Below are 22,204 nucleotides of genomic sequence, written 5' to 3'. Positions count from 1 at the left end.
CGGTGTCTATGATCGAACGCTATTTGCTGCGCTATTTCCTTGCCGTCGTCGATAGCGGCACCTTCACCGCCGCCGCCGCGCAGGCGAATGTCTCGCAGCCGACCCTGTCGGCGGGGATCGCCAAGCTGGAGCGGGAGGCGGGGGCGAAGCTGTTCCGGCGGAGCAGCCAGCGGGTCGAGCTGACCGAGGCGGGCGCGCAGTTCGCGGTGCATGCGCGGCGGATCGAGCGCGAATTCAACCTGGCGCAGGCGGCGATCAGCGGGATCGCGCAGCCCGCGACGCTGCGGCTGGGGGTGCTGACGACGATCGCCAGCGCCGAGGTCGCACGGCTGGTGGCGCGGCTGCGCGCCGAGGCGCCGGGACTGGCGATCGAGCTGGTCGAGGGGAATGCCGGGGCGCTGGCGCAGCATCTGGCGCGCGGGCGGATCGAACTGGCGCTGACCGCTGTGCAGGGCGATGCGGGCAGCGAGGTCGAAGCGCTGCGCAGCGAACCCTATCTGCTCGCACTACCCGTCACCCATGCGCTTGCGGCCGAGACAGCGCTGCCGGGCGAGGCGCTGGCGGGGAGACGATGATCGTGCGGCGCAGTTGCGAGGCGCTGCCGGAGACGAGCCGCTACTTCACCCGGCGCGGCATCCGCCCCAGCTTTGCGCTGCGCACGCCGAACGACGACCGCGCGCTGGCGATGGTCGCGGCGGGGCTGGGCGCGACGGTGGTGCCGGCTTCGCACCGGCATCCGGGAGTGGCCAATCCGGCGCTGATTGGGTTCGACCTGCGGCGGACGCTGGTGCTGGTGCGGGGGGAGGATGCGCGCGAGGGGATGGCGGCGGTTGTGGAGGCGGTGCGGGGGGTGTTTGGGGCGAGTTGTGTTGAGGGCGGGTGATTGCGGGTGTCAGGGCAGGGCGGATGTCGCTTATGGGTGGTTAGCGGCCATTGACCTCACGCTCGTCAGAGATAGCATAGTGAAATGCTGACGAAACGCCTTTTCCGGTTTGGCTATGAAACTCCGGGCCAAGCCGAACGGAACGCGACGCACGGCTGGGACGACGAGGACAGCACCGGGATTTGGATAGCGAGTGTATCCGCCGCAGAGGCGATGCAGTGGGGCCGGACTATCGCAGAGCAGTTCGTGTCGTCATTGTTTGCTCAGAGCGACAACGCGTATTTGTGGACCAGTGACGGCTTTGCCCATTGGATCGAAGATGACCCAGCCGTCTTAGCAAGCGCAGCCGATCTTCCTGTTGTGACAGTCGGCGAGATGCCTGATTTCGCGGCCATGCGAAGCAGTGCCTAACGTCCGCTAAGGGGTCGTGTGCCGACCATCACCTTTTGTGGGTCTCCGGCCCAGTCTGATTCCTCCCCTGCCTCGCAGGGGAGGTGGCGCCGAAGGCGACGGAGGGGCCGCCGTCGTCGGACGGCGGAATTTTGCCGAGCTGTTCTCGGCCGTCTTCGCGGCCGCCCCTCCACCACCCGCTTCGCGGGCGGTCCCCCTCCCTGAGCAAGCTCAGGGGAGGAATGATTTGATTTGGGACTGACAAACCCGGTTCGCGCGTTAAGTGGGGCGGCAGAGGAGACGGTCATGGCGGGACGCACTTTCGACGAGTGGCAGGTGGGCGACCGGATCGTGCATGATCTGCGCCGCACGGTGACCGAGACGGATAATCTGCTGATCTCCACCCTCACCCATAATCCGCAGCCGCTGCATCTCGACGCCGAAGCCGCCGGGGCGAGCGAGTTCGGGCGGATCCTGGTCAATGGCACTTTCACCTTTGCGCTGATGGTCGGGATTTCGGTGGGGGGATACGACGCTGGGCACGCTCGTCGCCAATCTCGGCTATGACGAGGTGCGGATGCCGAGCCCGGTGTTTATCGGCGACACGCTGCGCGCCGAGACCGAGGTGGTGGCGCTGCGCCCGTCCAAGTCGCGGCCGGGTCAGGGGGTCGTCACCTTTCGCCATGTGATGCTCAACCAGCGCGACGAGACGGTGTGCACCTGCCTGCGCAGCGCGTTGTTGCATGCTAAGCCGGTGGCATGACCAAGTTCACCGTCAATAATCAGCCGGTCGCATACAAGCTCGACGCGCGCACGCCCTTGCTATGGGCGCTGCGCGATGCGTCGAACCTGACGGGGACCAAATATGGCTGTGGCACCGGCGATTGCGGGGCGTGCACGGTGGACATCGACGGGGCGGCGGTGCGGTCGTGCCAGGTGACGATCGGCGCGGTCGAGGGGACGTTCGTCACCACGATCGAGGGGCTGGTGGCCGAGGGAAGTCACCCGGTGCAACAGGCACTGCTCGCCGAGAATGTCGTCCAGTGCGGCTATTGCATCCCCGGGATCGTGATGAGCGCGGCGGCGTTGCTCCGCAAGAACCGCAACCCGTCCGACGAGGAGATCATGGGCGCGATCACCAACCTTTGTCGTTGCGGCGTCTATCCCCGGTTGATCGAGGCGATCGGGCGCGCGGCGCGGGTGGCGCGCGGCGAGGAAGAGATTACCATCGATCGCGGCATCCCGGTCGAGACCGGCGAAGAATAGGTCAGCGAAAGCTTTCAATTGGCTGACAGGCCAATTCAGACGCTCGTCAGCCGACTCGACGTAAAAGCGCGTTAGTCTGAACGCCGGCGTGTTGTCGGGGAGCGGAGGAAAGCATGAAGAAGTTTATTCTGGCTGCGCTGATCGGCGCGACCATTTTGACCCCCGCTGCGGCAATCGCACAAGACCGGGGCGGACGCGAGGGACGCGGTGGCGGCCAGGCGCGCGAACAGCGCGGCGAATGGCGGCAGCAGCGCCAGGAGCAGCGCCAGCAGCGTCAGGAGCAGCGCCAGGAGCGCCCGCAGTTCCAGCGTCAGGAGCGTCCGCAATATCAGCCCCAGCAACGTCCGCAGGCCCAGCAGCCGCAGCAGCAGGCCGCCCCTGCCCCGCAGGTTCGTGAACCGCGCCGCGAGTTCCGTCAGGAGCGCCGCGACGACCAGCGCGACTTCCGTCAGGAACGCCGTGAGGATCGCCGCGACTTCCGCCAGGGTCAGGTGAGCCCGCAGCAATACCGTCAGGACCGCCGCGACGACCGGCAGGACTATCGGGGTGACCGGCGTGACGACCGGCGCGACTATCGTCAGGATCAGCGCCGCTATGGCGACTGGCGCGACACGCGGCAGGATCGCCGCAGGTGGGACGATAATCGCAACTGGAACCGCAGCTGGCGGGGCGACCGCCGCTATGACTGGAGCGACTATCGCGCGCGCAACCGGCACGTCTATCGCCTGCCGCGCTATTACGCGCCGCGTGGCTACCATTATGGCTATCGCCGCTTCTCGATCGGCCTGACCATCGGTTCGATGCTTTTCGCGCCGGATTACTGGATCAACGATCCGTTTTACTACCGCCTGCCGCCGGCCTATGGCCCGTATCGCTGGGTGCGCTATTACAATGACGCGCTGCTCGTCGATGTCCGGTCCGGCTATGTCGTCGATGTGATCTACGACATCTTCTGGTAAGCGAGACGCAGGTCACGCAGGGAGGCCCGGCCGGCAACGGTCGGGCCTCTTGCGTTTCGCCACGCTGGCGGCAAATTGCGCGCCATGAGCATCTTTTCGCGTTCCAAGAGTCCCGCCGGATCGATCAGTCGCGCGCGCGCCAGCCAGGCGGTCACCGCGCGGATCGAGGCCAATCCCGGCATGCGCCGCGCCAAGGTCGACGCCGCGCAGATCTATTACCATCCCGGGTTCCTGAGCGACGCCGAGTGCGATGCGCTGATCCGAATGATCGACGCCAATCGCCGTCCTTCGACCTTGCTGTCGCAGTCGGACGACCCCAATTTCCGTACCAGCGAGAGCTGCGACATGGACCGCTGGTCGCCCGACGTCCGGCCGATCGACGAGCGCATGGCGGCTCTGCTGGGCCTTCCGCCCGAAAATGGCGAGACGATGCAGGGCCAGCGCTATGCCCCCGGCCAGCAGTTTCGCGCGCATTATGACTGGTTCAACGAACAGCAGGATTACTGGCCGGCGATGAAGGCGTCGGGCGGCCAGCGGACCTGGACGGCGATGATCTACCTTAACGATGTCGAGGAGGGCGGCGCGACCTGGTTCCCGCAGGCCGGCGTGCGCGTCGCGCCCAAGCGTGGCCTGTTGCTCGCTTGGAACAATATGAAGCCCGACGGATCGCCGAACACTGGCACGCTGCACGAGGGGACGCCGGTGGTGAAGGGCGTCAAATACATCATCACCAAATGGTTTCGCGAGCACGCCTGGATCAACATGCCGATCAAGACATATTGATCGGGTGATCTCCCCTCCCTTTCGGGGAGGGGAACAAAGGTCACAGAATCATGTCGTCGCCGCTGCGCAGCGCCAGCACCCGGCCGATCGTGTCGAACAAGGCGTCCATCGCCACCGGCTTGAACAGCACTTCATCGGCCCCCCGCCGCAAGGCAGCGTTCGCGCAGGTCGACAGCGGTGTCTGCCGTGACCACGATGATGGGCAGTTCGGCCTTGGCATCGCCGCGCGCGCGGATGCGCTCGATCGCCTCGATCCCGTCCATGCCCGGCATGCGCAGGTCGACCAGAATCACGTCGTAATCGCCGGCCTCGATCATGTTGAGACCAGCTTCGGCGTGCTCGGCTTCCGCCATCGTGGCACCGGCGACATTCAGCATGTCGCGCACCACGCGGCGGTTCATCGGATCATCCTCGATGAAAAGAATATTCATCGAGCGACCATCTCGAAAGCGGCGGCTGTCCGGATCGGAGAATTCATAGGCGTGCTATCACCCTAAGCCGCTTCGGATACAAGCGTTGTGCGACCAGATGTCGCACATATTTCACTGCGCGCTGCCGTGAGCGCCGCAACCAGCGCTGGTCCTTTCACCGGCTTAACGACCACGACGCCGACACCGGTGGCGCGAAGCCGTGCTTCCGCTCCTTCGTCCGGCCTGCCCCACAACGCCGCCGTGCGCGTGCCTTCCGGTGCTGCGGCGGCAAGTTCACACAGCTTTTCAATGGGATCGGCGTCGTCGGCGGCGAGCGTCGCCTGGTCCGCAAGGATCAGCGCTGTCCCCGCATCCTTCGCCAACGCGACGGCTTCGTCGATCGACGCGGCGAACTGGACCGCAGCGAAATGGGGGGTGAACAGCGTGCGCAGCATGCCGCGGACAATCGGGTTGCGGTCGAGCACGACGATCGTCTCGCCGTCGCCCGCCGCCTCGACCGCCGAATCCGGTGCCTCCACGGCGCGCAGCGGCAGCTCGACGGTGAAGGTCGATCCTTCTCCCACCCGGCTCGCCACCGACACCGTGCCGTCGAGGGCGTGCACGAGATTGCGGACAATCGCGAGACCCAGTCCGGTGCCGCCGAACTGGCGCGTTGTTCCGGCATCGACCTGCTTGAAGGATTCGAACACTTCGTCGAATTTTTCCGCCGGAATGCCGATCCCGGTGTCGCTGATCGCCAGGCGCAGCCGGTCGCCTACTGCCTCGACCGCGACCGTCAGCACGCCCTTTTCGGTGAACTTGACGGCGTTGGACAGCAGGTTGAACACGATCTGGCGCAGCCGTCCCGGATCGGTTTCGATCCAGCGCGGGGTGCCCTCATGGCTCAGGGTGAAGTCGAGTCCCTTGGCGCGCGCCTGTTCTTCCCACATCCGCGTCACGTCGCGCAGCGTGGTGTGGAGGTCGGTGGCGGCCAGTTCGACAGTCAGATTACCCGTCTCCATCTTGGCGACGTCGAGGATGTCGTCGACCAGCGCGCGCATCGTCATGCCCGCGCCGTGAACGATGTTGATGCGGTCGCGCGTCGCCTCGGGCACGGTCGGATCGCGCAGCATGATCTGGGTCATGCCGAGGATGCCGTTGAGCGGTGTGCGGATCTCGTGGCTGGTGGTCGCGAGGAATTCGGTCTTTGCCTTCAGCGCCTTTTCGAGCGCGACATTGGTGGTGGCAAGCACGGCGTTGGCGTCGCGCACCTGATTGCGGCTGCGGCGGATCGTGTACAGGCCGATGCTGAGCAGGGTTACGATGGCGAACGATGCGCCGCCAAGGCCGATGAACAAGGTGCGCTGGAACTCCGCCTCGCGCCGCAATTCCTCTGCCTTCAGATTGGCGATGCGCAATTCCTGGTTCGCATAGTCGAACCGCGCCGCCATCAGTGCGGTGCTGGCCGAGGTCGCCAGTTGGGTCGCTTCGTTGCCGAGCGCGAGCACCCTTTCGAGATGCGCGAGCGCACTTGCATTCTGCCCCTTCGCCCGAAAGATCGAATAGGCGGTGAAGTGCGCGTCGCGCTGGGCAAATCCGGTATCGCTCAGCGACATGCCGACAAAGCTCTTCGCGATCAGGTCCGCTGCCCGGTCGGGCTTGCCTTGCGCATAGGCCGACTGCGCTGCGATCGACAGGATGTTCGCCTCACCACTGCGCGATGGGTCTTCGCGGACGACACGCATTGCTTCCGCGATTATCGCATCGGCGTCCGCAAATCGGCGTTGATCGAGCAGCGCGCGCGCGACGTTCGCCAATATCTGGGTCAGGCTGGCGGATTTCGCCTCGCGCGCGAGCGCCAGCGCCTTGCGGTACTCGGCCTCGGCCGCGCGCGGCTGTTCGAGTTCGAGCAGGACGTTGCCATGAATGTTGAGCAACGACATCTGGAGCCGCGGATCGCCCGAATAGACGTCGACCGCCTGCTTGAGATATTTGTCGGCGCTCTTGAAATCCTTGGCCTTGGTGTAGAGCATCGCGATCATCTGCAACGCGATCGACTGGCTGCGCTTTTCGCCGACCGTGGCGAAAATCTGATGCGCTTCCTGAAGCGATGCGAGCGCCTCGGCAAAGTGCATATCAGCTTCCTGCACCCCCGCTCGCGCCAGCAACAGGTCTCCGCGCAGTTTCGTCGGCACCTGATCGCGGCTGATCAGCTTGAGCGCCTGGGTGATGCGGGCCGAAGCGTCCGACGCGCGCCGTGTCCGGATCAATGCCTCTGCCTCAAGCCACAATGCGGTAGCCTCGGCCCGCACGCGCGGCTCCGTATCGGGAATTGCCGCCGCGCGTTGCCGCGCCTGTTGCGCAAAACCCAACGCCGCCTGCGGATCGCTGACCATCGCGGTCTTGGCATTGTCAATCAGTGTATCCGCCGCGCGTTGCTGCGCGGCCGCAGGGGCCGCAAACCCCAGTGCAAGCCAGCAGAGAAGGAGGGCGAGACCCCTCCGCATCAACCGCTCTTGCGCCAGAAATTCTCGGTGCGGCCAAAGCTCGGGCGCATTGTCGCGACCGATTTGAAGCCTTCTTCGTCGAGGTAGCGGACAAAGGCATCGAGCGCGATCGGTCGGCTGATCAGATAGCCCTGGACCATGTCGCAGCCCATGACGCTGAGCAGCGCGAGCGCGGCCGGGGTTTCGACGCCCTCAGCCGTGACTTCCATTTCCAGCGCATGCGCGAGGTCAATGGTCGAGCGGACGATCAGCGGATCGCGATTGCTGCTGGTCAGCTGCATCACGAACATCTTGTCGATCTTGAGCTCGGTCGCCGGCAGCTGCTTGAGATAGGCGAGCGAGGACAGCCCCGCGCCATAATCGTCGATCGCGAGCGGGATGCCGATCGCGGCGAAGGTCTGAAGGTGGCGGATCGCACTGTCGGGATCGCGGATCACGGCGGTCTCGGTAATCTCGAAGCCGATCTTCGCGCCGGATTCTGCTGATGATCCGGCACGCCTCGGCAACGAAGCCGTCATCGGCGAGCAGCACGCCCGAAATGTTGATGAACACCGGCATGTCATGGCCATGTGCGGCCATGACCTGCTGGTCGGCGATCACCTGGCGCAGCGTCCAGAGCGTGAGCCCGACGATCTCGCCGCCATCTTCCGCCGCGTTGATGAACTCACCGGGAAGGATCAGGCCGCGTACCGGATGATGCCAGCGGACCAGCGCCTCGGCACCCGTCACCGCTTCGCGACGGACATTCACCTTGGGCTGATATTGCAGGAACAACTGGCCCGCAGCGATCGCGCGGGGCAGTTCGCGCACCAGCGCCGCGCCGTCGAACGCGGCATGGCTTTGCGACAGATCGATCGACACGATGGCCGTATCGGTGCGCGCCTGTTCCAGCGCCGCTTCGGCGCCTTCGGTCAGACGGACTTCATCATCATCGCCAAAGGGCGCGACGGCGATGCCCCAGACCAGCTGGATAAGATGACGTTCGCCATCGAGATCGACCGAACGTGCAAAGCATTGCGCCAGCCGCTCGACGAGCGCGCGGGCGTGCGTCGGGCTTTCCGCTTCAAATCCCAGTTCGATCAGCGATCGGCCGGCGGTGACTCCGCGCACGCCAGGCTCCAGTTCACCCATCCGGTCGGCAAGATCGAGGATCAGCGTGTCCGAACGCGGCCGTCCGAGATGGCGCCGCAGCGACTGAAAATTGGCGACTTCGCACAATGCGAGCACGCGCCAGCGGGTGCAGCCAGGACCACCGGCCCCGCGCGCCGGGGCGATTGCAGTGTCATCGACGAACGGGCCGCCTGCAAGCTCAGCGCCGTCGTTCATGGCGATCCGCCCCGCCCCGAAAGGCGATCCGCGAAGTCCGGCGGGGTCGAAACGGTCAGACATGCCGTCGGGCGTAACACCGAGTGCTGAAGGAACCTTTAAGGACGCCGCGCCCGGCGCCTCTGTGACCTAGGTAGTTTTACAAGGGATCGCTAACAATTGATTCAGTATGAATTTTCAGATAACCATAATGGGGTGCGCATTCGTGTGCACGATGGGAGAAAATAGATGTTTGCACTCTTTTTCCGGGAAACCGGCGGCGACGACATTCGTCCCTGGTAACCCTTTTACGGCCCGGGCCGGCGGCGTGACGGATGGTCCGTCACCCTCGACTTGCCCGGGCTGATCTCCCCTAAGAATCGCCGCCATCCTATTGGGATTGCGGCTTTTATTTTACCTGATCCATTTCGGACACGAAACCTGGCACGCGCGACCGCGCGGCGATGATGTCGATCTCGGATTTGCCACTCCTGACCGTTGACTCGCGCGCGACCGGGCAAGCTCTGCTTCTCCGCCGAATCGCCGCGACTCGTGGTGACTCCACGAGTCGCGCTTTGACGCGCGAGTCGGAACAAGGTAAATGAATCCCTTCGCAAGGGGGTTTTATGGCGGGCGATGTGTGGTTTCTGATCGCGATGACGTTCAGCTTTGCCGCCTATGGCGTCTATCTGCTGGGCCTTCGCCGCGCGACCGTTCGCCCCAACCGCGCATCCTGGCTGATCTGGAGCGCATCCGCCGCTGCCGAGGCCTTGACCTATGCCGCGGTGAACCCCGGATCGCCGCAAGGCTGGGTGTTCATCCTGTCCGCCGTCTGCTGCCTGGTGGTCACCGCATGCCTGTGGCGCGGGTCCAACTGGGCGCCCCCGACCACCATCGAGGCATTCTGCATGGCAGCGTGCCTCACCGCGCTGCTGATCTGGGTCGCGTTCCGCGAAGCCTATTGGGCGCATATGCTGGTGGTCGCCGCCGTGCCGGTCAGCTTCTGGCCGACCTGGGTCAGCGTGTGGAAGGATCGCAGCTCCGAACGCTCGCCCGCATGGGGGCTGTGGACTGTCGGCGACCTCGCTACCCTGCTGGTCGCGGCGCGCGCGGGCGGCTCGGGGCCGGACGAGTTCGCGTACATCTTCGTCGAGCTGGCGTGCCATGCCAGCATCTGGTTCATGATCGGCCTGACCACGATCAACCCGCTGCGCTCGTTCGGCTGGGCGCGCGGCGGCCTTGTGGTGCTCGACCGCTATCGCCATCCGCGCAATCTGTTCGAGGTCGGCGAAAACCATCTGGGCAAGGCGGTCTATGCCACCTGTCGCTTTGCCGAGGGGGCGGAGCTGATGCGGTTTACCGGCCGCCGTTTCCATGTCGACGACATCCCCAGCCTCATGCGCGGCAGCGACGACCGTTTCGTGCAGGTGACGCCCGATCACTATATGGGGCCGTCGGGGCAGCTCGACGATCTGGTCAACCATAGCTGTGACCCCAATGCCGGGCTGCGCTTCACCGATGACGGCGTGATCCTGGTGGCGCTGCGCGATATCGTCGCGGGCGAGGAGATCAGCTGGGACTATTCGACCACGCTGGCGCAATCGAACTGGCACATGATCTGCCAGTGCCGCGCGCCGGGGTGCCGCCGCGTGATCGGCAATTTCGACACGATCGATCCCGACCGGCAGGAATTCTTCCGCGCCCGCAACCTCGTCGCCCCGTATCTGCGGCGGAAGGACGCGGTGACGCCGGTGCGGCGGGCGAGCTGATCCCGATCTTCACGAAGGAGCGACCATGAACGGAACAAGCGGCACCATCCTGAAACTGGCGGCCTCGCTGGCTATCCTGTTGCTGGTCATCGTGGGCGGCGGGCTGGGGTCATGTGCCGCCTATAATTCCGTCCGTGTGTGGAACGCCGAGACGGCAGGCGAAGCCGAGCTGGCGCAGGCGACGCAGAACCGCAAGATCAAGGTGCTCGAAGCCCAAGCCCGGATGGATTCCGCGGCGCTGGAGGCAAATGCCGAGATCGCCCGCGCCAAGGGTCTGGCCGAAGCGAACCGGATCGTCGCCAACAGCCTTGGCGGGCCGGAAGGCTATCTGCGCTACCTCTATATCCAGAATCTGGAACAGTCGAAGGGGCAGATCATCTATGTCCCGACGGAGGGCGGATTGCCGATCCTGGAGGCGGGGCGGTTGCGACCGGCACCGGTGCCGGCAGCGGCGGACTGACTCAGCGCTCGGACGGCGCCGCTGGCAGCGGTTCGCGCAGCGGCTTGCGTGGGCCGTTCAATTCGCGCTCAAGATCCGCAGCGATGGCGCGCGAGTCCGCATCGCGGCGCGCCCTGAGCAGGTCGCGTCGCGCCTCCATCCGCGCCCGGCGCATTGCGGTGGGTAATGCCGCGATGGCGACATATTCGCGGACCGCCTTGAGCCAGCGGGAGTCGGGCAGTGCCGTATCCTCCGCCGTGCGGGCGAAGGGATAAGACATGACGCGATACCCCTCCCCCTCGCGCTTCAGGAACAGCACGACCCATTTTTTGGGGTGAAAGGTGAAGCGGGTGCAGCCACCGGCGTGGGCTTCGGGGTTGGCGCGGACGAGTTCGGCAGGGTCGCCGGGCGTGGCGGGTCGCACCCTCGTGCCCAGCATTCCCGGCGCTCGGGCGGTGATTTGATCGGAATGTTCCTTCGAGCTGGTTGGCCCCTTCAACGTCGTGACTGCCCTGAACCATAGCTCTGGCTCGCCGTCAGCGCTGATCCCCGGCTGCCCGACCTGCGCAACGACAATAGCGTCGGCCTCATCGACCAGTTGCAGCGTTGTCGGGACGCGGTAGCCGGGTGCGACGCTACATGCTCCGGCGACGGGCGCTGAGGCGAGAAGGGCGAGGGCAAGGACGAGGGTGCGCATGGGCCAACTCTGCTCCGGCGCTGCAATTACGGCGAGTGACGAAACCAGTCGGGCAGATTTCAGGCCGCGACGTCGTCCCGCATCAATTCCGAATGCGCCAGCTCCAGCACCGCGCTTGCCCCCTGCCCTTGCCTTCGCTCTCCAGCCTCAGGCTGCCGCCCATCGCGACCATCGAATTGGCGCACCAGTGGAGCCCGAGCCCGCCTGACTTGTGCGGGCGGGTCGAGAAGCCGCGCTGGAACAGCTGCGGAGCGGCGGCGGGGTCGAAGCCTTCGCCATCGTCGGTGATGCGGATTTCCACGCGGTCGTCATGCTCGCGGATCGACACGCCGATGCTGCCCCCTTCCCGCCCGGTCGCGGCGATCGCCTCGGCGGCGTTGGAGAAGAGGTTGCCGATCACCTGGCTGAGCAGCACGCGGTTCGCCAGCACCCAGTGCGGCTTCGACGGGAAGTGGAAGGCGATCGAGCTGGCGCCTGAATAGCGGGCGATCGTGGCATTGCGCGCGACCACATCGGTGACATCGCAGGTGTCGAGCGGCGGGCGTTCATGCGCCTGTTCCTGCTGACGCCCGATGATTTCGAGGACATTGTGCAGCGCGTCGCGACCGATGCCGAGCTGTTCCTTGCGGGTGTCGCGGGCCTGCGCCTCGCTCGCCAGCGCGGCAGCGACGAACGCGACGAGCTTTTGCCGGCGGGCGAGCGGGATCGAGTCGTCGGCGAGTTCGCTCAGCGCACGGTCGAGCAAAGCGCGGTCGGTCGCCGGTGCTTCGCCCAGTCCCTGGCTCAGCACGGTGCTGATCGGATTGAGCGCGTTGCGCACATTGTGCATCACCGCGACCGCGCTTTCCGACTGGCCGAGCTTGAACGACTGCGCCTCGACCTGTTCGCGCAGATCCTTGAGCTGGCTGAGCATCGCATTGAAACTGTCGACCAGGCTGCCGATCTCGTCGCGGCGCGGGGCTTCGGTCAGGGGCACGAGATTCCCCGATCCGCGCACCACCCCCATATGCTGTTCGACCCGGTTCAGCGGGCGCAGCACCAGCCGCCCGATCATCACGCTGAGCACCGCCATCACCAACAGCATCAGCGCGGTAGTACCGACCACGGCGAGCTGGAGCATGTTGCGGCCCAGCGCGGACAGGTCGCGCTGGACGTTGAAGGTAGCGCTTGCGACGCTTTCGCCGCCCTCCCCCCGGAACCGGCACCGCCACCGCGATGTCTCGCTCAGCTGCTTCGATGCGCGGTGCCGCGACGGGCGCGTCGAGCGCGATCCCCGCGCGGAGCTGCAGAAGATTGCCGAGCTGCTGCGAGGTAATCATGCGCGCCATCACGACATGGCCGCGCGGTTCGCCGCTGCCGTCGGTGCGGCGCACCTGCGCCACGCCGATCGCGGCGATACGGTTGCCGAGGCGCGCGTAGAAGCTGGCGCTGTTATCCTTCGCCAGCGCGCGGGCGAAGTCGATGCGGCGGATTTCGGCGAGCAATTGCGCGCGCATCTGCGGCGAATCCTTCGCCGTATCCAGATCGAGCCAGCGCGCGATCACCACTTCGCCGCCGGGGCGAACATAGGCCATGCCGTTGACGCCCAGATTGACCATCGCGGAGGTGGCGAAGCTGTCTTCTTCGAACGCGCGGTTGGGCGCGCCCATATAGTCGTAGCTCTCGTTCCAGTCGCCATAGTCGCGCACCGACGCCTCGACCTTCGAGGCATATTCGGTGAGCGCAGCGCGCGTCCGTTCGACATGGCCGTCGATCGCCTGCGCCTCCAGCTTGTCGAAGCTGGGGGTGATGACGAGGGCGAGCAGCAGGGTGATGCTGGCGGCGCCGAGCAGCGCGACCCCGGTGAGGATCGCGACGAGCTTGGCACCCAGCGAGCGCGGAATACGGGATCGGATGCGGTGGAACATGGTGTGCGGCGCGGTCACCCGTGGGTGCCGGTAGCCGGTGCCGTTGGCGTTTCCTCATCGCCCATGAATCGTTCGTGCGCCGCGCGGATCGCGACATCGGCCTCGAGCGGGCGGGCGAGGAAATAGCCCTGAACATGGCTGCACCCGGCGACGCGCAACGCGGCGAGATGCCCCTCGGTCTCGACGCCCTCCGCCACGACCTCCAGCCCCAGCGCGCGACCGAGATGGATGATCGAGTGGACGATCGCGGCGCTCTCACGCTCGCGGCCCATGCCGTCGATGAAGCTGCGGTCGATCTTCAGGCAATCGAGCGCGAATTTGCGGATATTGTAGAGCGAGGAATAGCCGGTGCCGAAATCGTCGAGCGCGATGCGGAAGCCCATCTGGCGCAGGCGGTACAGCGTCTCCGCGGCGCGCTCGGCATTGTCGAAGATCGCGGTTTCGGTGATCTCGATCTGCACGCGATTGGGTTCGATTCCCGCGCGCTGCACCCGCTCGACGACATGGCCGACGAAATTCTGTCGGCGGAACTGGCGCGGCGAGAAATTGACCGAGACATATTGCCCCGGCCATTTGGCGAGCATCGTCAGCGCTTCGTCCAGCACCCAGTCGCCCAATTCGTGGATCAGGTTCGATTCCTCGGCGATCGGGATGAACATGCCGGGCGAGATCGGACCATATTCGGGGCTGTTCCAGCGCAGCAATGCTTCGAATGCGACAATCTCCAGCCGGTCGCGCGCGACGATCGGCTGATAGACGAGGCGCAGCTCGCCATTGGCGATCGCCTGGCTGAGGCCGCCTTCGATCTGGCGGCGGAAGCGGATCGATCTGTCCATGCTCTCGTCGAACACGCGCACCACGCCGCGGCCGGCTTTCTTCGATTCATTGAGCGACAGGTCGGCGCGGCGCATCACGTCGATCGGGTCGTGCTTCATACCCGGCTCGACGATGACCAGGCCAGCCGAGGCCGATCCCTGCACCGAATGGCCGAACACGGTGAAGGTCTTGGCGCACGCCAGCAGCAGGCGCTCGACCGCCTCGACCGCCTCACCCTCGCCCGCCACCTTCATCAGCACCGCGAATTCGTCGCCGCCCAGCCGTGCGACAAAGCCGCCCGGCGGGACCGCGCCCTCGATCGTCGTGCACACCATGCGGATCAGCTCGTCGCCCGCGAGATGGCCGAACGTGTCGTTGACCAGCTTGAACCGGTCGAGGTCCATCATCGCCATCGCGAAGGTATCAGGACCGCGCACATGATCGGTCAGCGCACGCATGAAGGCCAGCCGGTTGGGCGCGTCGGTCAGGCTGTCGTGATTGGCGAGATGGCTGGCCTTGCTCTCGTTCGCGGCGAGCTCCGCCTTCTGCTCCTCGAGCAGCGCCATCGCGGCGGCGAGCTGCTGATCGACTTCCCAGCGCTTGCCCAATGCGGTCGCGGTCTGGACGACCTCCTCCACCTGGAACGGCTTGGCGATGTAGAAGATCTTGTCGGCGGGACCGGCGGCGCGGCTGATTTCGAGCGGGGAGAAGTCCGAATAGCCGGTGACGATCACGATGTTGATGTCGGGATCGATCGCGCGGATGCGCTTGGCGGTTTCCTTGCCGTCGATGCCGGGTGGCATGCGGATGTCGATGAACGCGACCGGGAAGGGCTCGCCATTCTCCCTGGCGCGCGCGACGGCTTCGACGCCGTCCAACCCCTGCATGCAATGGACCGTCTCGAACGCCGGGCGATCCTGCGCTGGCGCAGCATCAACCTCGTCGTCGCCGAACAGCTCGGCGGCCATCGCGTCGAGCGCCGCGCCCTGTGCCGCGCCTACGCCATTGCCCTTGAAGCACTGACGATAGGATTCATGCATCCCCGCTTCGTCGTCCACGATCAGAATGCGCAAGACCTGTCCCCTCTATTCGCCTTGGTAACCCGCGTAGGCGCACAGAGTTAAGGCGAGGTAAAAGGGTTAACGGCGCGTTCCCGCGCGCCTCCGGGACAGCCCGGAAAAAATGGGGTGCCGCGGACTGGCCGGGCACCCCGTTCGAGGTCAGGAGGGGATTGAATGCGTCTCCGCACACCCGCCTTGTGCATCGGCAACGCACGGCCAACCACGGTCAGACTCTGACGGCGCGTGGAACCGGTTCCAGCGCCTTCCCTGCCCTCCCGGTGGCTGCCAGAACTTTTTCTATACACTCCGCATGAAACCGGTTACAGTTTCCGCGCCAAGAACATAATAGGCGGGCCGCCGAGTCGCCCAGTCAGGGCTCACGGCAGTTCAGGGTAAACGTTGTCAAACCTCCAGGGGGGATGCTGTGAAGTCATCACATTCCGCAACTAACGGATTTATTCGCGGTTCGCGCCTGCGCGCCGCTGCCGCTGCGCTCGCATGGTCCAGCGCCGGTGCGGTACTCGCCATCGGCCTCGCGGTTCCCGCGCAGGCTCAGGTCTCCTCGTCGCTGCGCGGCAAGGTCACGGCCGAGGGCGGTGTCAGCCAGGTCACGATCGTCAATGTCGATACCGGCTTCACCCGCACCGTCACGCCAAGCGCCGACGGCAGCTACCAGTTCGCGTCCCTTCCGCCCGGCGACTACCGGCTTGAGGTGACGACCCCCAGCGGCGTGCGCCGCACCGACGAATTCAATCTTGCGGTCGCGCAGAACGCCGTGTTCGATTTCGACCTGTCGACCCCGCAAGTCGCGACCGCCGATGGCGGCGAAGAGGTCATCATCACCGGTGGCCGCATTCGTTCGATGCAGGGCGGTGAAGTCGGCACGACGATCACGCAGCGCTTGATCGAACAATTGCCGCAGAACAACCGCAACTTCCTTGCTTTTGCGGACCTCGCGCCCGGCGTTCAGTTCATCACCAACGGCAGCGACCAGTCGCGCCTTCAGGGCGGTGCGCAGAATTCCAACACGGTCAACATCTTCATCGATGGCGTCGGCCAGAAGGATTACGTCCTCAAGAACGGCATCACCGGGCAGGATTCGACCCAGGGCAACCCGTTCCCGCAGTCGGCGATCGGCGAATACCGGGTCATCAGCTCGAACTATAAGGCCGAGTTCGACCAGGTCAGCTCGGTCGCGATCACCGCAGTGACCAAGTCGGGCACGAACCAGTTCGAAGGATCGGGCTTCGTCGACTTCACCGACCAGCGCTTCCGTGATGCGCGTCCGATCGAGATCTTCCCCGCCAATGCGGCCGGCAAGGTCCGGACCAAGGATCTGCAGTTCGGCGGCACGCTGGGCGGTCCGATCATCAAGGACACGCTGCACTTCTTCCTCGCCTATGAAGGCAAGCGCCGTACCAATCCGCGCGACGTCAACATTCCCGCGACGCTGAGCACCGCGCTCCCGCTCGTCCCGGCGAACCTGGCTGGGAACTACGGGTCGTACAACGAGACGTTCGACGAGAATTTGTACTTCGGGAAGATCAACTTCACCCCGACCGACAGCGACCTGTTCGAATTCTCGGGCAAGTATCGCGATGAATCGGGCGAGACGTTCAACAGCGGCATCGCCGCCTATGAAACCCGCACGATTGCCCGCGTCGAAGAAATCCGCGCGCTGGGCCGCTGGCAGCACACCGCCGACAGCTGGATCAACGACTTCAAGGTCGCCTATGAAGACGTGAAGTGGAATCCGAGCCCCGCGCAGCAGGCGAACCGCAACGTCTATCGCGTCCGCATCCCGAACCCGGCCAACCCAGCGCAGTTCCTGGACGGCAACATCCTGGAAACGGGTGGCGGCACCAACTTCCAGAACAAGGGCCAGAAGGGTTGGCAGATCTCCAACGACTTCACCTACACCGGACTTGAGGGGCACACCATCAAGGTGGGTGTGAAGACCAAGTGGGTGACGCTCAACTCGCTTCAGCTCAACGGCTTCAACCCCGTATTCCGCTACTTCACGCCACTGGGCGCGACGACGCTGAACACGACCACGCCGTATCAGATGAGCTTCCAGGCGCTGTCGAGTGGTTTCACGACCGCGCAGATGACGTCGGACAATTTCCAGCTGGGCATCTATGCGCAGGACGACTGGGACGTGACCGATCGCCTGACCGTGAACCTTGGCCTGCGCTGGGATTATGAGGAAACGCCAGCGTTCCTCAACTATGTCCATCAGGCGGCACAGGTCGCAGCGGTCAGCCCGGCCAACTATCCGAACCTGGTCGGTGCCAACTACAACATCAACGACTACATCTCGACCGGCAGCGAGCGTAAGGCGTTCACCGGCGCGTTCCAGCCGCGTATCGGGTTCAGCTACAAGATCGACGAAGCGGGCCGATTCACCCTCTTTGGCGGCTTCGGCCGGTCGTATGACCGCACGCAGTTCGACTTCATCCAGCAGGAACTGGCTCAGGGCTCCGCCGCGGGCCGCACGTTCAACTTCATCGTCCCGGGCGATACGGTGAACGTCTGTACGCCGAGCGCAACCTGTATCCCGTACAACCCGGCCTATCAGACCGAAGCGGGGCGCGCGGCGCTGATCGCCGGGCTTCCGGCGGGTGCAGGACGCGAGCTGCGCTTCATCAAGAACGACCTGAAGACGCCTTATTCGGATCAGTACAGCATCGGTCTGCGCGGCAATTTCGGGCTGCTCGAAACTGAAATCGGCTATTCGCATGTCGAAAGCCGCGACGGGTTCGTCTACCTGCTGGGCAACCGCCGTCCGGGCGGCCTGTTCTTCCCGGCGACCGGCGCTCCGGACTCGCCGTTCGGCTTCCCGCCGTCACCGTTCGGGTCGATCATCATCGGGGACAACGGGCTTGAGACCAACGCCGACACCGTGTTCGCGAAGCTGATCAAGCGGTACACCAGGGCCTCGCCGTGGAGCATCGACGCCACCTACACCTACACCAAGGCGACCGAAAACCGGCAGTTCGGCGAGGTGTTCTCGCTCGATTATTCCAGCATCGACGAATATCCCGTCCGTCCGTCGGCGGGCGTGCGCAGCCATCGCTTCGTGATGGCGGGTACCGTGGATGCACCGTTCGGCATCACGTTCGCGACCAAGTTCCAGATCGCCTCGCCGGTCTGGCTCAAGCGCTTCGTGACCACCCCGGGCGTCGGCCAGCCGGGAACCAAGGACATCGTCGCAATCGAAGCAGCGGGCAATGGCGACAAGTGGGGCTTCCGCCAGCTCGACCTGTCGGCAACCAAGGAGTTCAAGCTGGGCTTCATCAACGACAACACTCGCGTCTGGGTGCGCGTCGACATCATCAACGTGATGAACGATCGCAACTATAACGGGTTCAGTGCGGTGACCGGCATGCGCGATCCGAACAACTTCAACATCGATGGCCCGCCGCGTACCATCAAGTTGTCGACCGGGTTCAATTTCTAAGTAACCCCCTCCATGGCGCGCGGACGGATTCCCCCGTCCGCGCGCCTTTTTTGTGTAAGGAGTATCCGCATGGGCTTTCGCCGTTCCGCACTCGGGATCGTCGCGCTGCCGCTGGCCGCCGCCTGTTCGACCACGCCCGCAGCTGTCACCGCGCCCGCCCCTGCCCCCGCGGCAGGTCAGGCCGCGTTCGTCGAGGATCTCTCGCGCCGCACCTTCAACTATTTCTGGGAAACGACGAGCGTCGACACCTGCCTTGCGCCGGACCGCTGGCCGTCCAACCCCTTTTCCAGCATCGCGGCGACGGGCTACGCTCTCACCGCTTACGGCATTGGTGCCGAACGCGGCTATGTGACGCGCGCTCAGGCGGCGGAACGCACGCGCAAGTGCATGGAATTCTACTGGAACGCCCCGCAGGGGCCCGCCGTCAGCGGCATGAGCGGCCACAAGGGCTTCTTCTACCACTTCCTCAACAATGAGGACGGCACGCGGCGCGGCAAGACCGAGCTGTCGACCGTCGACACCACCCTGTTGCTGGGCGGCGTGTTGTTCGCGCAGAGCTATTTCGACCGCGACAATCCGACCGAAGCCGCGATCCGCGATCTCGCCGACAAGATCTACGCCCGGGTCGACTGGACCTTTGTCCAGCGCGAGCGCAGCACCATTCCGTCGGCCAATGGCGGCGGGAAGAAGGCGATTGCGATGGGCTGGTACCCCGAGCGCGGCAATGGCGGCGATTTCGGAACGCATGACTGGGTCGGGTATAATGAGGGGATGCTGGTCTATATCCTCGCGCTCGGTTCGCCGACGCATCCGGTCGGCAAGGATGCGTGGGATGCCGGCTGGGCCAGCAATCTCGAAAAGGATTGGGGCACCTATTACGGCCAGGAGCATCTCGAGTTCGAGCCGCTGTTCGGGCATCAGTACAGTCATGTCTGGGTCGATTTCCGGGGCATCCAGGACGCGTTCATGGCGCGCAAGGGCATCGATTATTTCGAGAATAGCCGCCGTGCGACACTGAGCCACCGCGCCTATGGCATCGACAATCCGAACAAATGGGTCGGCTATTCGGGCGACATCTGGGGCTGGACCGCATCGGACGGCCCGACCGCAGCGGGCAGCGGGCGCAGCGTCAACGGCGTCGCGCGCGAGTTCCAGGGCTATTCCGCGCGCGGGGTCAGCAGCAATCGCGTCGTCGACGACGGCACCATCGTCCCGACCGCGGCGGGCGGATCGATCCCATTTGCCCCCGAAGTCACGATCCCCGCGCTGATGGCGATGCGCGCCAAGTACGGCGACAAGCTTTACCAGCGCTATGGCTTCAAGGACGCCTTCAACCCCAGCTATACCTTTACCGATGTCGGCAGCCGCACCGGCGTGGTCGACGCGAAGGATGGATGGTTCGCCAACGACTATCTGGGCATCGATCAGGGCCCGATCCTGGCGATGCTGGAGAACCACCGCAGCGGGCTGGTGTGGAAGACGATGCGCAAGAACCCGCATATCCGCCGCGGCCTGACGCGGATCGGCTTCAAGGGCGGCTGGCTGGAGAAGCCGGCGGGGAAGTAGGCGCAACTCCCCTCCCTGAAGAGTCGGGGGTGTGTGCGCGCGTCTGCGCGCCGCAAAGACTCAAACCGACGACCGCCCGGCAAGAAAGCGGCCAGCGAGGCATCGAGCCTCGCTGGCCGCTAAACCACCCCTCGCCCCTCCCTTTCAGGGAGGAGAAAGGCTCTACTCCTCGCCCATCCGCAGCGCGGCGATGAAGGCTTCCTGCGGGATGCTGACCGAGCCGTACTCGCGCATCTTCGCCTTGCCCTTTTTCTGCTTGTCCAGCAGCTTGCGCTTGCGGGTGGCGTCGCCGCCATAGCATTTGGCGGTGACGTCCTTGCGCATCGCGCTGATCGTTTCGCGCGCGATCACCTTGCCGCCGATTGCCGCCTGGATCGGGATCTTGAACAGGTGGCGCGGGATCAGTTCCTTGAGCCGCTCGCACATGCCGCGGCCGCGCGCTTCGGCGGTCGAGCGGTGGACGATCATGCTGAGCGCGTCGACCGGCTCCTCGTTGACCAGGATGCCCATCTTGACGAGGTCGCCCTCGCGATAGCCGATCTGCTCGTAATCGAAGCTGGCATAGCCCTTCGACAGCGACTTCAGGCGATCGTAAAAGTCGAACACCACTTCGTTGAGCGGCAGTTCGTAGGTCACCTGCGCGCGCCCGCCGACATAGGTCAGGTTCTTCTGGATGCCGCGGCGGTCCTGACAGAGTTTCAGGATCGATCCGAGATATTCGTCTGGGACATAGATTACCGCCTGAATCCACGGTTCGGCGATGCTCTCAATCTTGTTGGGATCGGGCATGTCGGCGGGGTTGTGCAGCTCGATATGGCCGCCGCCATGGGTCAGTTCGATCTGATACACCACCGACGGCGCGGTGGTGATGAGGTCGAGGTCATATTCGCGCATCAGCCGTTCCTGGATGATCTCCAGGTGCAAGAGGCCGAGGAACCCGCAGCGGAAGCCGAAGCCAAGCGCCGCCGACGTCTCCATTTCGAACGAGAAGCTCGCGTCGTTCAGCCGCAGCTTCGAAATGCTCTCGCGCAATTTCTCGAAGTCGTTGGCGTCGACCGGGAACAGGCCGCAGAACACCACCGACTGGACTTCCTTGAAGCCCGGAAGCGCCTCGGCGGCCGGACGCTTGGCGTCGGTCAGCGTGTCGCCGACGCGCGCCTGCGCCACTTCCTTGATCTGCGCGGTGATGAAGCCGATCTCGCCCGGGCCGAGGTCGGGCAGCTGCTCGATCTTGGGCCGGAACGCGCCGACGCGGTCGACCAGATGGGTCGTCCCGGCGGCCATGAACTTGATCTGCTGGCCCTTCTTGATCGTGCCGTCGATCACGCGGATCAGGATGACGACGCCGAGATACGGGTCGTACCAGCTGTCGACCAGCATCGCCTTGAGCGGCGCATCGGGATCGCCCTTCGGCGCCGGGATGCGTTCGACCACGGCGTTCAATATCTCTTCGATGCCGATGCCCGATTTGGCCGACGCCAGCACCGCCTGCGATGCGTCGATGCCGATCACTTCCTCGATCTCGTGCCGAACCTTTTCGGGCTCCGCGCTGGGCAGGTCGATCTTGTTGATCACCGGCACGATTTCATGGTCGTGCTCGATCGACTGATAGACGTTGGCGAGCGTCTGCGCCTCGACCCCCTGCGCCGCGTCGACGACGAGCAGCGCGCCTTCGCACGCGGCGAGCGAGCGGCTCACCTCATAGGCGAAGTCGACATGCCCCGGCGTGTCCATCAGGTTGAGGACGTAATCCTTGCCATCCGGCCCCTTCCAGTCGAGGCGCACGGTCTGCGCCTTGATGGTGATGCCGCGTTCCTTCTCGATATCCATATTGTCGAGCACCTGCTCGGACATCTCGCGCGCGGTGAGGCCACCGGTGCGCTGGATGAGGCGATCGGCCAAAGTCGACTTGCCATGGTCGATATGCGCGATGATCGAGAAGTTACGGATGCGGGAAATGTCGGTTGCCATGATCCCGCGCGCCTA

The 22,204-nt window shown here is 64.9% G+C and carries 13 protein-coding genes and 5 pseudogenes; 10 read left to right on the top strand and 8 right to left on the bottom strand.

Going from position 1 to position 22,204, the window contains the following annotated elements:
* Nucleotides 1–8: 8 nt before the first annotated feature.
* The 6 genes and pseudogenes from LRS12_RS20405 to LRS12_RS15025 all read left to right on the top strand — a co-directional run bounded on the left by LRS12_RS20405 (nt 9) and on the right by LRS12_RS15025 (nt 4,281).
* Nucleotides 9–883: pseudogene (locus LRS12_RS20405) on the top strand (LysR family transcriptional regulator).
* A gap of 84 nt (nt 884–967) precedes the next feature.
* The gene (locus tag LRS12_RS15045; protein ID WP_257845233.1) at nt 968–1,294 is read left to right on the top strand and encodes a hypothetical protein; all 327 of its coding nucleotides are present in this window, start codon (nt 968–970) and stop codon (nt 1,292–1,294) included.
* A 285-nt stretch (nt 1,295–1,579) separates the two neighbouring features.
* Nucleotides 1,580–2,036 (top strand): annotated as a pseudogene (locus LRS12_RS15040) (MaoC family dehydratase).
* Nucleotides 2,033–2,539 (top strand): (2Fe-2S)-binding protein, encoded by a 507-nt coding sequence (locus LRS12_RS15035; protein ID WP_257845232.1) that lies wholly within the window; start codon nt 2,033–2,035, stop codon nt 2,537–2,539. The pseudogene LRS12_RS15040 and the gene LRS12_RS15035 overlap by 4 nt, the downstream one beginning before the upstream one ends.
* A gap of 113 nt (nt 2,540–2,652) precedes the next feature.
* The gene (locus LRS12_RS15030) at nt 2,653–3,498 is read left to right on the top strand and encodes an RcnB family protein (protein ID WP_257845231.1); all 846 of its coding nucleotides are present in this window, start codon (nt 2,653–2,655) and stop codon (nt 3,496–3,498) included.
* A gap of 84 nt (nt 3,499–3,582) precedes the next feature.
* Nucleotides 3,583–4,281: a 2OG-Fe(II) oxygenase gene (locus tag LRS12_RS15025; RefSeq protein WP_257845230.1), complete on the top strand. Its 699-nt coding sequence runs from the start codon at nt 3,583–3,585 to the stop codon at nt 4,279–4,281.
* A gap of 40 nt (nt 4,282–4,321) precedes the next feature.
* Here the strand turns inward: LRS12_RS15025 and LRS12_RS15020 are convergent.
* From LRS12_RS15020 to LRS12_RS20400, 3 genes and pseudogenes are all read right to left on the bottom strand, one after another.
* Nucleotides 4,322–4,712: pseudogene (locus LRS12_RS15020) on the bottom strand (response regulator).
* Nucleotides 4,713–4,774: 62 nt separating this feature from the next.
* Nucleotides 4,775–7,087: an ATP-binding protein gene (locus LRS12_RS15015; RefSeq protein WP_257845229.1), complete on the bottom strand. Its 2,313-nt coding sequence runs from the start codon at nt 7,085–7,087 to the stop codon at nt 4,775–4,777.
* A gap of 110 nt (nt 7,088–7,197) precedes the next feature.
* A pseudogene (locus tag LRS12_RS20400) lies at nt 7,198–8,329 on the bottom strand (EAL domain-containing protein).
* 800 nt (nt 8,330–9,129) lie between these two features.
* Here LRS12_RS20400 and LRS12_RS15000 point away from each other — a divergent pair.
* Entirely contained in the window at nt 9,130–10,272 is a 1,143-nt protein-coding gene (locus LRS12_RS15000) for an SET domain-containing protein (protein WP_257845226.1), read from the top strand.
* Between the two features lie 25 nt (nt 10,273–10,297).
* Nucleotides 10,298–10,732, top strand: coding sequence for a membrane protease subunit (locus LRS12_RS14995; protein ID WP_257845225.1), 435 nt, complete (start codon nt 10,298–10,300; stop codon nt 10,730–10,732).
* A gap of 1 nt (nt 10,733) precedes the next feature.
* On the opposite strand, the gene LRS12_RS14990 is transcribed toward LRS12_RS14995, so the two are convergent.
* The 4 genes and pseudogenes from LRS12_RS14990 to LRS12_RS14975 form a co-directional block, all read right to left on the bottom strand.
* On the bottom strand, nt 10,734–11,408 hold the full coding sequence (locus LRS12_RS14990; RefSeq protein WP_257845224.1) for a hypothetical protein: 675 nt from the start codon (nt 11,406–11,408) through the stop codon (nt 10,734–10,736).
* A gap of 82 nt (nt 11,409–11,490) precedes the next feature.
* Nucleotides 11,491–12,528 (bottom strand): HAMP domain-containing sensor histidine kinase, encoded by a 1,038-nt coding sequence (locus tag LRS12_RS14985; protein ID WP_257845223.1) that lies wholly within the window; start codon nt 12,526–12,528, stop codon nt 11,491–11,493.
* 223 nt (nt 12,529–12,751) lie between these two features.
* A pseudogene (locus LRS12_RS14980) lies at nt 12,752–13,057 on the bottom strand (CHASE4 domain-containing protein); the annotation flags it as partial.
* Nucleotides 13,058–13,329: 272 nt separating this feature from the next.
* Nucleotides 13,330–15,204 carry an EAL domain-containing protein gene (locus LRS12_RS14975; protein WP_257845222.1) on the bottom strand — a complete coding sequence of 625 codons (1,875 nt, stop codon included), beginning with the start codon at nt 15,202–15,204 and terminating at the stop codon, nt 13,330–13,332.
* 412 nt (nt 15,205–15,616) lie between these two features.
* Here LRS12_RS14975 and LRS12_RS14970 point away from each other — a divergent pair, with 412 nt between their 5' ends.
* Complete coding sequence (locus tag LRS12_RS14970) at nt 15,617–18,652, top strand: TonB-dependent receptor domain-containing protein (RefSeq protein ID WP_257845221.1); 3,036 nt, start codon at nt 15,617–15,619, stop codon at nt 18,650–18,652.
* Between the two features lie 69 nt (nt 18,653–18,721).
* Nucleotides 18,722–20,218, top strand: coding sequence for a glucoamylase family protein (locus tag LRS12_RS14965; protein ID WP_257845220.1), 1,497 nt, complete (start codon nt 18,722–18,724; stop codon nt 20,216–20,218).
* Nucleotides 20,219–20,380: 162 nt separating this feature from the next.
* On the opposite strand, the gene lepA is transcribed toward LRS12_RS14965, so the two are convergent.
* Nucleotides 20,381–22,189 (bottom strand): translation elongation factor 4, encoded by a 1,809-nt coding sequence (gene lepA / locus LRS12_RS14960; protein WP_257845219.1) that lies wholly within the window; start codon nt 22,187–22,189, stop codon nt 20,381–20,383.
* Nucleotides 22,190–22,204 lie beyond the last annotated feature (15 nt).

Source organism: Sphingomonas sp. J344 (genome assembly GCF_024700005.1).
GTDB lineage: Bacteria > Pseudomonadota > Alphaproteobacteria > Sphingomonadales > Sphingomonadaceae > Sphingomonas.
This window is presented reverse-complemented; position numbering and strand designations above follow the sequence as displayed.